At 65.7% G+C, this 13995-nt stretch carries 12 protein-coding genes; 8 read left to right on the plus strand and 4 right to left on the minus strand.

Annotated features, from left to right (window positions below; all coding sequences use genetic code 11):
- Window positions 1-745 (minus strand): bifunctional phosphopantothenoylcysteine decarboxylase/phosphopantothenate--cysteine ligase CoaBC (coaBC, locus tag GSQ89_RS30700; protein ID WP_158931905.1); only part of this gene is annotated, 745 nt, incomplete at its 3' end.
- 61 nt (window positions 746-806) lie between these two features.
- Window positions 807-1556, minus strand: a complete 750-nt coding sequence (locus tag GSQ89_RS30705) for a class I SAM-dependent methyltransferase (protein ID WP_158931906.1) — start codon at window positions 1554-1556, stop codon at window positions 807-809.
- 28 nt (window positions 1557-1584) lie between these two features.
- Here GSQ89_RS30705 and mutM point away from each other — a divergent pair, with 28 nt between their 5' ends.
- From mutM to GSQ89_RS30745, 8 genes are all read left to right on the plus strand, one after another.
- Window positions 1585-2424, plus strand: coding sequence for a bifunctional DNA-formamidopyrimidine glycosylase/DNA-(apurinic or apyrimidinic site) lyase (gene mutM, locus GSQ89_RS30710; RefSeq protein ID WP_158932028.1), 840 nt, complete (start codon window positions 1585-1587; stop codon window positions 2422-2424).
- A 19-nt stretch (window positions 2425-2443) separates the two neighbouring features.
- Window positions 2444-3532: a hypothetical protein gene (locus GSQ89_RS30715; RefSeq protein ID WP_158931907.1), complete on the plus strand. Its 1089-nt coding sequence runs from the start codon at window positions 2444-2446 to the stop codon at window positions 3530-3532.
- 201 nt (window positions 3533-3733) lie between these two features.
- Window positions 3734-4423: a hypothetical protein gene (locus GSQ89_RS30720; protein ID WP_158931908.1), complete on the plus strand. Its 690-nt coding sequence runs from the start codon at window positions 3734-3736 to the stop codon at window positions 4421-4423.
- Window positions 4423-5976, plus strand: a complete 1554-nt coding sequence (locus tag GSQ89_RS30725) for an ATP-dependent acyl-CoA ligase (RefSeq protein ID WP_158931909.1) — start codon at window positions 4423-4425, stop codon at window positions 5974-5976. Before GSQ89_RS30720 ends, GSQ89_RS30725 begins: the two co-directional genes overlap by 1 nt.
- Before the next feature lie 115 nt (window positions 5977-6091).
- Window positions 6092-7183 (plus strand): NAD/NADP-dependent octopine/nopaline dehydrogenase family protein, encoded by a 1092-nt coding sequence (locus GSQ89_RS30730; protein ID WP_158931910.1) that lies wholly within the window; start codon window positions 6092-6094, stop codon window positions 7181-7183.
- Window positions 7180-8172 carry a 3-hydroxybutyryl-CoA dehydrogenase gene (locus GSQ89_RS30735; RefSeq protein ID WP_216856491.1) on the plus strand — a complete coding sequence of 331 codons (993 nt, stop codon included), beginning with the start codon at window positions 7180-7182 and terminating at the stop codon, window positions 8170-8172. Before GSQ89_RS30730 ends, GSQ89_RS30735 begins: the two co-directional genes overlap by 4 nt.
- A gap of 64 nt (window positions 8173-8236) precedes the next feature.
- The gene (locus GSQ89_RS30740) at window positions 8237-9013 is read left to right on the plus strand and encodes an enoyl-CoA hydratase (RefSeq protein WP_158931911.1); all 777 of its coding nucleotides are present in this window, start codon (window positions 8237-8239) and stop codon (window positions 9011-9013) included.
- Between the two features lie 156 nt (window positions 9014-9169).
- On the plus strand, window positions 9170-10366 hold the full coding sequence (locus GSQ89_RS30745) for an EAL domain-containing protein (protein ID WP_216856492.1): 1197 nt from the start codon (window positions 9170-9172) through the stop codon (window positions 10364-10366).
- Between the two features lie 106 nt (window positions 10367-10472).
- On the opposite strand, the gene GSQ89_RS30750 is transcribed toward GSQ89_RS30745, so the two are convergent.
- Window positions 10473-13061: a CoA transferase gene (locus GSQ89_RS30750; protein ID WP_216856493.1), complete on the minus strand. Its 2589-nt coding sequence runs from the start codon at window positions 13059-13061 to the stop codon at window positions 10473-10475.
- 27 nt (window positions 13062-13088) lie between these two features.
- The gene (locus GSQ89_RS30755; RefSeq protein ID WP_158931913.1) at window positions 13089-13955 is read right to left on the minus strand and encodes an alpha/beta fold hydrolase; all 867 of its coding nucleotides are present in this window, start codon (window positions 13953-13955) and stop codon (window positions 13089-13091) included.
- Window positions 13956-13995: the final 40 nt, after the last annotated feature.

Below are 13995 nucleotides of genomic sequence, written 5' to 3' on the forward strand. Positions count from 1 at the left end.
GGTGGACTGTGACTCCTTGGGGATCGGGGACGGCGACCGGCCCACGGACCAGGGTCACGCGGGCTCCGAGTTCGGCCAGCGCCGCCGCGATGGCGTTGCCCTGCCGGCCGGAGGAGCGGTTGGCGATGTAGCGCACCGGGTCGATCGGCTCATGCGTCGGGCCGCTGGTAACCAGGGCGTGGCGGCCGGTGAGCAGACCGACGGCCGGGGCTAGGATTCTGTCAATCGCGGCCAGGATTTCTGGTGGTTCGGCGAGTCGACCGGGACCGAATTCGTTGCACGCCATCGCGCCCTCGGTCGGGTCGACGATGAGGACGCCGCGCTTCGCCAGGGTCGCCATGTTGGCCTGGGTCGCCGGGTGCAGCCACATGCGGACGTTCATCGCCGGGGCGACGAGCACGCGCTTGTCAGTGGCCAGCAGCAGCGTGGACGCGAGGTCGTCGGCCAGGCCGGCGGCCATCTTGGCCAGGATGTTGGCGGTGGCTGGGGCGACCACGACGAGGTCGGCGGTTCGGGACAACTGGATGTGTCCCATCTCCGACTCGTCGGTCAGCGAGAAGAGTTCGGTGTAGACTTTCGATTCGCTGAGGGCCTGGAGGGACAGGGGGGTGACGAACTGGCCGCCGTTGTCGGTCAGCGCGCAGGTGACGCCGTAGTCCCGGCGGCGCAGCAGGCGGATCAGCTCCAGCGCCTTGTAGGCGGCGATGCCGCCGGAGATGATGAGGAGGATGCGTTTTCCGGTCATGGGGTGATGCTCATGTTAGTGCCGGTAACCAGCGGTACCATTCGGCCAGGACAGGCTGGATTCACAGCCGCCACCCCGAATGAATCGCAGCGATGCCGCCGGACAGGTTGCGTACGTTTACCCGAACCAGACCGGCGTCGCGCATCATGCCGGCCAGGGTCTCCTGGTCGGGGAAGGTGCGGATGCTTTCAGCCAGATAGCGGTAGCTGTCAGCGTCGCCGGCGACCATGCGGCCCAGGCGCGGCAGCACTTTGAACGACCAGGTGTCGTAAACCGGGGTCAGCGCGTGGACGTTGACGCGGGAGAATTCCAGGCACAGGAAGCGGCCGCCGGGCTTCAGGACGCGCCTGGCTTCTCGCAGCACCGCTGATTTGTCGGTGCAGTTGCGCAGGCCGAAGGCGATCGAGACCCGGTCCACACAACGGTCCGGCAGCGGCAGTTTTTCCGCGTCTGCGACGGCCAAGCTGATGTCGTTGGCGAAGCCGCGGTTCAGGGCGCGGTCGCGGCCGACGGACAGCATCGCGTTGTTGATGTCGGTCAGGAACACGGGGCCGCCGCCGCGTTTCAGCCAGCCGAAGCTGATGTCTCCGGTGCCGCCCGCGAGGTCCAGCAGTGTGTGGGAGGGGCGCGGTTGCAGATCACTGATAAAAATCTGTTTCCAGGCCCGATGGATGCCCAGCGACATCAGGTCGTTCATCAGGTCGTAGCGCGGCGCCACGCTGTCGAAGACGGCTCGGACCAGGCCGGCTTTCTCGGTGGCGGCGACCGAACGGAAGCCAAAATCGACGGTTGGCATGGGATTGTCGGTCATGGGCCGGATGTATAGCCTGAACGTTGATATGCCGGAACTCCCCGAGGTCGAGACCGTGATGCGAGGCCTGCAGGCGCGCCTGGAAGGACGCGTGCTGCGGCGTGCGGTCGTTCGGCGGCCGGACCTGCGCTGGCCCCTGCCCCCGGGTCTGGCCGCTCGGCTGACCGGTGCGCGTGTCACGAGCTTCCGGCGGCGGGCCAAGTATATCCTGATGCGGCTGGACAGCGGGTGGTCGGTGCTGATCCATCTCGGTATGTCCGGGCGAATGCTGGTGGAGCCGGTGGGGCGCAACGACATCACGTTACACGAGCACATCGAGCTGGAAACCGACGACGGTTGGCGGGTGGGGTTCGTTGATCCGAGGCGTTTTGGTTCGGTCGATCTGATCGAGACCGATCGGGAGGATGCCCATCGGTTGCTCGTGGGTCTGGGGCCGGAGCCGCTGGACACCGCGTTCTCGGTCGCAACGCTGTCGGCGGCGCTGGAGGGGAAGAAGACGCCGATCAAGGCGGCGCTGCTGGACCAGAAGATCGTTGCCGGACTGGGCAATATCTATGTGTGCGAGGCGCTGTTCCGAGCGGGGGTTTCGCCGGTGCGCCTGGCGGCGTCGATTCCGGGTGCGCGGGCCAAGCGGCTGGTGCCGGCGATCAAGCAGACGCTGACCGAGGCGATCGCCGCCGGCGGCTCGTCGTTGCGGGATTATGTACAGACTAACGGGGAGCTCGGGTATTTCCAGCACGCCTGGAAGGTCTATGGGCGGGAGGGCGAGCCCTGCCCCGCCTGCCCGCGTGACAATACGTGCAAGGGCGTGCAGCGGATCGTGCAGTCCGGGCGCAGTACGTTCTATTGCCCGCGGAGGCAGCGCTGATGTGGGGCCGCGATCCAGCGTGAGCCGCGGCACCGTCCGGTTGCTGTTGTCCTGCATGGCTCTCGTGGCCATCCTGGTCGCCGGCCCGGCACGGGCGAACGATTTGCCGGTGGTTTACGAAGGGGCGCCACCGGAGACTGAATTCAATGCGCCGTACGCGATCCGGGTGCTGCCGGGCGGCGCCGAGGTGGAGATTTCGGGCAGTTTCTCCCAGGCCGTGCCTGGGGATTTCGCCGCCGTGCTGGCTGGGGCGCCGCAGGTGCGGGCTGTCCGGCTGGAAAGTCCCGGCGGATATGTGCAGCCCGCGCTCACGGTCGCCGACATTATCCGGACGCGCGGACTGGACACGTATGTCGGGCGGTTCTGCGCCTCGGCGTGCACGCTGGCGTTCCTGGGCGGGCAACACCGCTACGTGGCGCCTGATGCGCGGCTTGGCTTTCATCAGGCCAGTGCGTCCGGGGTGGCACAAGTGCGGGTGGATTCCGTCATGCGGCAGGCTTACGGCGCGGCGAGTGTGCCGGCGGCCTTCATCGATCATGTGTTGCGCACGCCGCCGGAGGCGTTGTGGTTTCCCTCCCGGGATGAATTGGTTGAGACGGGTGTCGCTTCCGGCCCGCCGCCAACGGCGCTGGTGATTCCCGATAGTGTGCTGTTCCAGGCGTGGGCGGATGCGGTCAAGGACCTGCGCTGGGCGTCCGACGAGGCGCTTGTCCAATTCGCCACGACGACGGTGGATCTGCTGGAGCCGCTGCAAGGGGCCGGTTCGGAGATCTGCTGGGATTTTACCCATGACGTTCCGGTCGATATCGAAACCCATGTCCAGGCCGGTACGCTGGTGGCCTTGAAAGCGGCACTGCAACATGTCCGTGACGATGTGAAAGAAGCTCCGACGGTAAGAGTGGATGCGGCGGACAAGGCCGGTGTACTGGCGGCGCTGGTCCAGACGCTGCCCGAGGCGGCGCAAAATCCGACTGCCGCGGCGCTGCGCCAGGACGCTGACCCTGCGGCGTTCTGTCCGGCCCTGCGTTCGATGCTGGCCGCGGCCCTGGCGCTGCCGGTGGCGGATCGCGATCCGGCCTTGCGCGCCTTGCTATCCGGTGGGTCGTGAAGCCCCGCTAGTGTCCCGAATCTGAAGTTCACCACAGTGGGCGAACTTCAGATTCGGGACACTAGCTCTTTGTTTTCAGTGACCTTCCAATCCCAGAAATCCGTCGCAGAATGAGACGAACTTCTGGGGCAGGACACTAGACGCGCCTCACAAGCGGTCCGTAGAGTGCGACGCTTGGCCTGTCAGGGAGTCGCGTGACAAATGACGTTCTCCTGGTTTGCGTTCTTTCGTGATGCCGGTTCGGCGGCGTCGTTCGAGCCGGCGGCGCTGGATTCGATCGCCGGGACGGTTCGGCATCTGCCCGGTCTGCGACAGGGCCTCGTGATGAGCCGGCCCCGTCAGGAAACCGCACATCCGTTCCCGGATAATGAGCCGCCCCCTGCCCTGGTACTGCAACTCCAGTTCGACACGATCGAGGCGCTGGAGGCCGCAATCGCCGCCGACAGCCCGCTGCGGCATTTGGCCGATGGACGCCGAACGGTGACGCAGCAGGCGATGCTGGCGCGGCGCTATCCGGTGCCCGATGCGGTTCTGCGCACGCCGGTGGGGGCACCGCCGTGCAGCTACCTGGTGCAGTATCCGGGGCCGGCGGAGGACCTGAACGCCTGGAATGGCCACTACAACCGGCATCATCCGCCGCTGATGGCGAAGTTTCCCGGTGTGCGGGCGATCGAGATCTACACACGCCTCGATTGGGTCGACGGGCTGGGCTGGGCGCGGGAAGACATGATGCAGCGGAACAAGCTGCTGTTCGACAGTCCGGAGGCGCTGAGTGCCGGTCTACTGACCCCGGTGCTGCAGGAGATGCGGGCGGATTTCAACCAGTTCCCGCCGTTCACCGGTGGCAATGTCCACTACGTGCTGGAAACGCGGTTCGCGAGCGCTCGGTGATGCTGGCGCCGATGGATCGGACGCTGCCGGCCATGCTGCGGTCGGCCGATCCCGAGCGCAAGCTGGTGACGGTGGGCGACACCACCTGGACGGTAGCCGACGCGTGCCGGATCGCCGCTACCCGAGGCGGCAGTCTGCGTGATGCCGGGGTCCGGCGTGGCGATCCGGTGGCGGCGCTGTGCGGCAATGGTTCGGAACTGCTAGAACTGGTGCTGGGATGCGGCTGGATCGGCGCCGTGCTGGTGCCGATCAACACCGCCGCGATGGGGCCGCAGATCGGCTACTATCTTCGCAATTGCGGTGCTCGGTTGCTGGCGGTGGAACATCGTTTTCTCAATCGCCTGATGCTGGCCGGCACGCTGCCCGTCGAGCGCGTCTGGGTGGTGGGCGGAGACGGTCTGTCCGATGGTTTGATGGAGCCGTTTCCAGGTCCGGCCGACCCGGCGGATGCGGAGTTCGCGCTGTCGGGTGATCCGTTCGCGGTGCTGTACACATCGGGGACTACCGGCCCGTCGAAAGGCGTAATCTGCCCGCATGCGCAATATTATTGGTGGGGTGCCAATTCCGCCGCGTTGCTAGAGGTCGAGGCTGATGACGTCCTGTGCACCACACTGCCGATGTTCCATATCAATGCGCTGAACACGTTGGCGCAGGCGCTTCTCACCGGGGCGCACATGGTGCTGGAAAGCCGGTTCTCGGCCTCGGGGTTCTGGTCGGCGATGGCGGCGCGTGGCGCCACGGTGGTGTATCTGCTGGGGGCGATGGTGCCGATCTTGCTGGCCCAGCCGGTAACGCAAGCCGAACGGGCGCATCGCGTCCGCCGCGGCCTGGGGCCGGGTGTGCCGGCGGACCTGATGACGGCATTTTCCGAACGTACCGGGGTGTCGCTGGTGGATGGGTACGGCTCGACCGAGACCAACTTCGTGATTGGGGAGACCGTGGCGGACCGCAAGCCGGGGGCCATGGGCCGCATCCGGCCGGGGTTTGAGGCACAGGTGGTGGACGAACTCGACAACCCCTTGCCCGCCGGGGTTCCGGGGGAATTGGTATTGCGGGCGCGGGAGCCGTTCTCGTTTGCATCGGGCTATCTCGGGATGGCGGACAAGACAGTGGAGGCTTGGCGCAACCTGTGGTTCCACACCGGCGACCGGGTGGCACGCGATGAAGACGGCTGGTTTCGCTTCGTCGACCGGCTGAAGGACGTGATCCGCCGGCGCGGCGAGAACATTTCCTCGCACGAAGTGGAGCAGGTGCTGCTATCGCATCCGGATGTCGAGGCAGCCGCCGCGTTTCCGGTGGCCTCCGACCTGGCGGAGGACGAGGTGATGGTTGCCCTGGTGATCCGTCCCGGCCAGCCGTTCGATCCGGTGGCCCTGATGGGCTTCTGCGAGGCCCGGATGCCGCATTTCGCGGTGCCTCGGTATGTCGAGGTGTTGGCGGACCTGCCGCGCACCGAGAACGGGAAAATACAAAAATTCAAGTTGCGCGAACGCGGAGTGACCGCGGGGACGTGGGACCGGGAGGCCGCCGGGTATGTGGTGCGGCGGCGGTAACCGGTTCGGTTCAGGACTGCTTTACACTTAAAACGTTTCACCGTAACCGGTGATGGTCGAAAACCGTGGAGGGCTGACCATTGGGCAAAATCGCATCGTCGCCTCCGCTGTCCATATGAAAATCGCTGTTCTAGGCGGCGGGAACGGGTCGTTCGCCGCCGCCGGCGATCTGACGCTGGCGGGCCATGAGGTCAGGCTGTGGCGGCGGGATGAGCAAGCGGCGGCGGCCCATCGTTCGGCTGGCGGTTCGGTCGCCGTAAAAGATTATGCCGGCGACAACGAAGCCCGCCTGGCGGTCGTGACGTCCGATCTGGCGGCGGCGGCGGCGGGTGTCGAGTTGATCCTGTGCCCGACGCCGGCGTTCGCTCAGCCGGCGATCGCGGCCAAGCTGGCGCCACTGCTGTCCGACGGGCAGGTCGTGTTCCTACCGCCCGGCAGCTTCGGATCGTTCATCTTCGCCCAAGCCGCGCGTGATGCCGGCAATCGGGCCTCGGTCAGTTTCGCCGAGACGGGCACCCTGCCCTGGCTCGCCCGTAAGCATGGTCCGCACGCGGTGCGGATATCAGGGCGCGGCAAGCGGCTGCCCACGGGTGTGTTTCCGCAGTCCCGAGCGGCGGATGCGTTGCGGGTGATCGCGGTGGCGTTTCCGGATGCAATCGAGCCGTGCGGTGATGCGTTGTCTGGCGCGCTGATGAATGCCGGGCCGATCATCCATCCGCCGTTGATCTTGATGAACGCTGGCCCTATCGAGCATTTCGACCGGTGGGACATCCACAAGGAAGGCACCCAGCCGTCCGTCCGCCGCGTGACCGACCGGCTGGATGCCGAACGGATCGCGGTGCGGGAAGCGCTGGGCTATGGGCCGCCGCATTTTCCTCTCGCCGATCATTACGCGCGCGAGGGCGACGAATGGATGTACGGGCGTGGCTCGCATGAGAAACTGACGGATTCCGGCGACTGGCACGAACATCTGGTGCTGACCGAACACCGCTACATGCTGGAGGACACGCGGATCGGGCTTTCGCTGCTGGTTTCCGTCGCAGCGTTGGTGGGGGTCGACACGCCTCTGGCGCGCGGCTTCCTGGCGCTGGGGTCGGCGATCTGCGGCGAGGATTTCCTGCGGTCCGGCCGCACACTGGCGAGCCTGGGCCTGGGCGGGCTTGACCGGTCGGCGTTGCAGGCGCTGTTGCGGGACGGTTTCGCGTGAGGGAGCCGATCGTCTGCCTGGGTGCGGGACGCATGGGCCGCGGCATCGCCGTGGTTTTCGCGTTCGCCGGCCATGACGTGACGGTCGTCGACTTCAAGCCGCGCCCGCCGGATGCCTTCGTTCGGCTTGCGGCGGAGGCGACGGCCGAGATCGGCGGCACGCTGGCGATGCTGGCCCGTATTGGGCTGATGCGGCCGGAACAGGTGGCACCGGTGGCCGGACGCGTCCGCGTTGTGGGGGGAGCCGAGGCGGAGGCCGCGTTGGCCGACGCGGGCGTGGTGTTCGAGGGCGTGCCGGAAGTCCTGCCGTTGAAGCGTGAGGCATTGGCTCGGGCGTCGGCCATGGCGGGGGCTGGGGCGATCATCACCTCCACCACTTCGACCATCCTGGTGGATGCGCTGGCCGATGCGGTGTCGGGTCCGGAGCGGTTTCTCAACGCGCATTGGCTGAACCCGGCGTTTCTGGTGCCGCTGGTGGAGGTGTCGCCCGGCGCGCGCACCAGTGCTGATTCCACGTCCCGTTTGATGGCGTTGTTGGAGAGCGTCGGCAAAGTGCCGGTGGTCTGCGCGGCTCGTCCTGGCTTCATCGTGCCGCGCATCCAGTTGCTGGCGATGAATGAGGCGGCGCGGATGGTGGACGAAGGTGTGGCCAGCGCGGCGGACATCGACAAGGCGGTTAAGTATGGCTTCCGCTTCGCGGTGCTGGGGCTGCTGGAGTTCATCGACTGGGGCGGCGGCGACATCCTGCATTATGCCAGCGAGTATCTGTCGAAGACGCTGGATCACCCACGTTACCAGGCGCCGGAGGTGATCGCGCGCAACATGGCGGCGGGGCGTATCGGCATGAGCACCGGCCAAGGTTTCCTGGACTATGAGGGCATCGACATGGACGCGTATCGCGAGGGACGGCTGAGCGCGTTCGCCGATCTGCTCCGCGGCATGGGCCTGGCTCGGCCGCCGGTCGTGGACGATGAGATGACCCCGCCATGACAAGGGTGGATGGGGACGGTATGGTCGGTCAGGTTTTCATCGTTGCGTTGGGGAGAGTTGAGTTATGGCGAGCTACGAGAACATCATCGTCGAAACTCATGGCCGCGTCGGCCTGATCCGGCTGAACCGCCCCGCCGCGCTGAACGCGCTGTGCGACGCGCTGGTGAAGGAAATGGGCGAGCAGTTGCGGGCGTTCGACGCCGACAAGGCGATCGGCGTCATCGTCATCACCGGCAGCGACCGAGCGTTTGCTGCGGGCGCGGATATCAAGGAGATGCGCGACCGCACCAACCCCAGCGCGATGGTGGAGGATTTCATCGGCGCCAACTGGGAAGCCGTGCTGCAGATCAAGAAGCCGGTGATCGCTGCGGTGGCCGGCTTCGCGCTGGGCGGCGGCTGTGAACTCGCGATGATGTGCGACATGATCTTCGCCGCCGACACGGCGAAATTCGGCCAGCCGGAGATCAACCTGGGTGTCATCCCCGGCGCCGGCGGCACGCAGCGGCTGACCCGGGCGGTCGGCAAGTCGAAGGCGATGGACATGGTGCTGACGGCGCGCATGATGGACGCGGCAGAGGCCGAACGGGCCAATCTGGTGTCTCGGGTCTTTCCGGCGGATCAGTTACTGCCAGAAGTGTTGAAAATCGCAGACCGAATCGCAAACCTGTCGCCAGTGGCGGTGCAGTTCGGCAAGCAGGCAGTCAACAGAGCCTTCGAATCGACCCTGGTGGAGGGTGTTCGACACGAACGCGCACTGTTTTTGTCGCTGTTCGGCACGCCGGATCAAAAAGAAGGCATGGCGGCATTCGTGGAGAAGCGAAAGGCAAATTTCCAGTCGTGACAAAGCGCTGATGTTTGTATTAAATAAGTTTCCAAGTAATACGTGACATTTCAGAGCACGAATAGGTTATGACGATCGTACGGTGTTGATGCTGTTTTAACATCTCATTACCGGGATTTTTCTCGCGCATATAGGTCGTATAGGTTAGCAGAGGGCATGGAGAAAAGCCTGCCAGCAACACGCGCTGCTGCCCACATACAAGGGCAACCACGCTCGTCGGAAGTCAGCCTGCTTCTGGTCAGCCGCAGCGCAATCTGGTCACGTGCGGTTCACGGCGCGACGCGGGCATTGGGCGGCGGAGACGTGTTGACCTGCGACGCTCGTGACGCGCTGGCTCGGTTGGCTGGAACGACTTCGCATTACACCCATCTTCTTGTGGATCGGAACGATGCGGAGGGGCTGCTGGATGAACTGGCTGATCTCACCACCGAAGTCGCCGCGCCGGACACGGACATGCTGGTGCTGGGCACTGCCGATTCCCGCCGCCCCCATGTCCGAGCCGTGCCGACGGCCACATCCCGATCCGTTGCAGAGGCCTTAATGGCGACTTCCCCTCCCCGCGATGGATCGATCATGAACCTGGCCGAACTGACGGCCGCGCTGCATGGTGCGATGATCGAAACCCGCTATCAGCCGATCATCCGCATCACCGATCGCCATCCTGTCGGGGTGGAGGCGCTTGCGCGCATGAATCATCCGGAACGGGGTACGTTGCTGCCCGACCGCTTCGTGCCGCAGTTGGAAGATGCCGGGCTGGCGGCCGAATTGACCAGGCTGGTGTCCGCGCGGTCGTTCGGCGACCTCGCCGGTCCGTTTCTGGCCGGACGCGGGCTGCGGATGTCGGTGAACTTTCCGCTGGACGTACTGCTGCAACCCGCCGCGCTGGATCGGCTGGAGGAGCAGCGGATCGCCGCCGGGCTGGCCGCCAAGGATATCGTGATCGAATTGACCGAAAGTCGGCCGGTCGACGACATCCCAATGCTGCGCCGTTCGCTGGAGCGGTTGCGCAGGCTGGGGTATGGCGCCGCGATCGACGATGTCGGCCCCGCCGTGCCGCGGCTAGCGCCGTTGCTGGAGCTGCCGTTCACCAGCCTGAAGCTGGACAAGGAACTCGTGCAGCAGGTGAACGAGTCCATGGAGATCGCGGCTTTCCTGGCCATGACGATCGTGCAGGCGAAAGCACACGGGTTGACCGTGGTGGCCGAGGGCGTGGAGACCGACGCGATCTGGAACCGGATGCGCGATCTTGGCGCGGACGAAGTCCAGGGGTTCCTCGCCGCCAGGCCGTTGCCGGTGGCGGCGGTCCCCATCTGGTGGGACGCGTGGATGGGGCAGGCCACGCCACGGGCTTGAGTGGCGCTATGCAATCGACATAGCCATTGGCATCGCCGGTGCAGCCGTCATGTATTTGGGCGGGCAGAAGGCGTGGATGCCGATCTGCACATGACGTCGGCTGCAGTTAGATAACCCCCTCCTCTGCCAGCCGCTGCACGTCCGATTGCGTCATCCCCAGAAGTTCGGTCAGCAGCCAGGCGTTGTCTTCGCCGTAGCCGGGGGCGCCGCGATTGATTGGGCCGCCGATGTAGGCGGGCGTGCGGGATAGTTTCATCGGCAACTCATAGACCGGCCAGGTACCGATCTTGGTGCCGGTGACCTCGGTCAGCCATTTCAGGTGGCGCAGTTGGGGATCGTTGTCACAACGGTCCTCGGAGTTTTGGCAGACGCCGGCGGGGACGTTGGCGTTTTGCAGCGCCGCCATGATGTCTTCGGCGGTGCGGGTGGCAGTCCAGGCGCCGACGGCCGCTTCCAGTGCATCCTGGTGGGCGAGGCGGTCGGTCAGGGTGGCGAAGCGCTTATCGTCCAGCCATTCGGTGTGGCTGGCGGTCTTGGCCAAGGATTGCCATTCCTGGTCGGTGAAACAGGCGATAGCGACCCAACGGTCGTTGCCTTTGCAACGGAATGCGCCGTGCGGCGCGGCCGGCTTGTACGGGGATCGGTTGCCGTAACGACGCCATTCGCGGCCGTTGGCGGACCAGTCCAGGATGGAGGTGCCGGTGAGGAAAAGTCCTGACTCGCACTGGGAGGCGTCGATCCACTGGCCCTCGCCGGTGCGGTCGCGGTGATAGAGGGCACCGAGCAGGGCGAGGGCGTAGCCGTAGGCACCCATCCAATCGAGGTAGGAATAGCCCCAGCCCACCGGCATGGCGGGTTCGGGGAGGCCGGACATGTCGGCCTGGCCGCCGAACGCGGCGGCGACGGGACCGACGGTGCGCATGCGTCCGTAGGTGCCGTGCGCGCCCATGCCGGCTTGTTGGATGTAGATGATGTCCGGGCGGATTTTCTTCATGACGTCGTAGCCGAGGCCCAGGCGTTGCAGGACGCCGGGAGAGAAGCCCTCGGCGACGACGTCGCAGATGCGGACGAGGTCTTTGGCGATCGCCAAGCCTTTTGGGTGGCGGATGTTGAGGGAGATGCCGCGCTTGCCGGCGTTCTTGTTGTTGAACTGGCCGCCCATGTTCAGGTCTTTGACTCCCGGCAGCGGGCCGGTCGCGGCGTCTCGGGCGGCGCGTCCACCGATCGGGGCCATGGCGGCGAGGCGGGTGTCGGGGTTGTCCTTCCACTCTACCTTGTAGCTTTCGGCGCCCATGGCGGCGAGGAAGCGGGTGCCGCCGGCGGAGGCCAGGAACCACGCGAAATCGAGGATTTTCACGCCCTGCAGGGGGAACGGTTTGTTGTGCAGGGCGGATTTTCTTGCGTCGGTGTCTGGTTTTGCCTGGGCAGGAACGGTGGGGGTCTTCGGGTTGATCGTTCCGGTATCCTCACCCAGCAGCGGGGCTCGGCGCCCGACCTGCCAGCTTGTTTTGTTGGTTAGCCATTTGCTGGTGGGGTAGCGGAACGAACGGCCATGTTCCGGGTGGTAGACGTCGGCGAAGGATCTGCGTTGGATCCAGTGCTCGTCGAGGGCGTTTTCGTGCGGTTTGCGGATCGGTGCCCAGAGCAGGCCGGCTTCCTGCGCCTCCAGCCACGGCAGATCGTTGTAGGTCCAGGCTCGGGCGAAGCGCTGCACCACGTCGATCATGTGCGCTCGCGTTTCATCGCTGGCGGTCGAGCCGGGAACAGCGCGGGCTTTCAGGTCAGCGTCGGGTGGCGGCGGTTGCAGGTCGGCCTGCATGCCGTATTTCGACAGCAACGGCACCAGCGCCTTCAGATCGCGGGCCCCCATGCCGTGGGAGATGTACCAGCGGCCGTCCTTGGTGTGCATGATGCTGGGGGAATGGTTCGGGGTCTCCAGCGCGTGGCGGCAGGTCAGGCGCCACAGCGGCACGCGGCGCATCACCCAATGCATGATGTCCAGTTCAGGGTTTTTCGACACGGCCTCATGCACCGCGACAGACACGTCTTGCCCTTGGGCGGTGCGATGGCGCGCGATCAGGGCGGCGATGATGCCGGTGGCGAGTTGCTCACCGGCGATGTGGTAGGCGTGCCAGACCTGCGGTGCGATCGGCGGGGAATCGAAGTTTAGATTCGGATCGGGGTCGTAACCGCAGTTCATCATCACGCCGCCGAGGGCGAGATGGATCAGGTCGGAAGATTTGAAGTTTGCCCAGGGGCCGTCGTCGCCGAATGGCGTCATGCGGGCGGTGATCAAATGCGGGAATTTTTCGTTCAGCGCTGCCCGGTCCAACTTCAGCGCGGTGTTCAGGGCGCCGCAGGACGAATCCAGCAGGATGTCGGCGCCGTCCAGCAGACGCAGCAGCTCGTCCGGCTGCGACTGGATGTCCAGGACGACGGATTTCTTGCCGCGGTTGTAGTTCCAGAAGAACAGCGACCGTTCCGGCCCCGGTTCGTCATTCAGGAACGGGCCGATGCGCCGGGTGGCATTGCCCTCGGGCGGCTCGATCTTGATGACCTCGCAGCCGAGGCCGGCGAGCAGCAGGCCGGTGTATTCGGCGCGCTCATCAGCGATTTCGATGACGCGCAGGCCTTGCAGCATGCCGGGGCCGGCATCGCCCATCATCTCGCCGGGGCCGGTGGATCGTTCGTTCATGGCTTGTTTCCTCCAGGGCGGCGGCGATCAGGGGCGCGTGCGCGCCAGCATTTCCAACAGGGTCGGATTGACGATTTCGGGGGACTCATAGGCCGCCCAATGGCCGGTCTTGGGGATCAGGCGGATGTCGGCTTGCGGGCTATGGGCGCGCAAGGTGGCGACACGCTCCGGGCCTTTGGGGTTGGCCGGCGCGTCCAATTCGCCCCACATGCCGTTCAGCGGTGACTGCAACCGGTCGATCGCCTTCATGATCGCGCCGCTGCGGGAGATCGCGGGGGTGCGCAGGCGGGAGCGAATGGTGTTCCAGTCCTGAATGGCGATGGACAATTCGTCGATCTTCGCCGGGTCGGCGATCATCAGGCGGTTGAGGTTGGTGCGGTGGGTGTCGTGCCTCTCCTGGCCCTCCAGATGGCGGACTTTCTCCAGTTTCACCGCGGAGCCCAGGGCGCCGACGCCTGATGAGCCGATGATGGTAACGGAACGGACGCGCTTGCCGCCCAGGGCGCCGACGCAGGCCGCCATGGTGCCGCCGAAGGAGAAGCCGACGACCTCATAGGTTGTTTCGTTGCCGATGATGGCATCGATTCCGCTGGCGACGATGCCGGCGATGGAGAACGCGTCGTCTCCGTCGGGTGGGAAGTCCGATTCGCCCAGGCCGGGCAGGTCGGGCACCAGGACGCGGTAGGTGGGGACCAGGGCGGGGATGGTGCGGATCCAATGCCGCCATGATCCGGCGCCGCCATGGAACAGGGCGACGACCGGGGCGGTGCCGCCGGACTGATCCCACAGGTGCCAGACCATTTTGCCTTCGCCGCATGGGGTCTCGTAACGGGTTGCCTGCTGCTGGATGCGGTCCAGGATGGTTTGCGGGTCTTCGGTCACTTGGTCGTTCATCCTGGGCGGGTCCTTCGGTTCGTGTCGTGGTGGCAGTTTA

It is taken from the genome of Acidisphaera sp. S103, from assembly GCF_009765975.1.
In the GTDB taxonomy this organism is placed as follows: Bacteria; Pseudomonadota; Alphaproteobacteria; order Acetobacterales; family Acetobacteraceae; genus Rhodopila.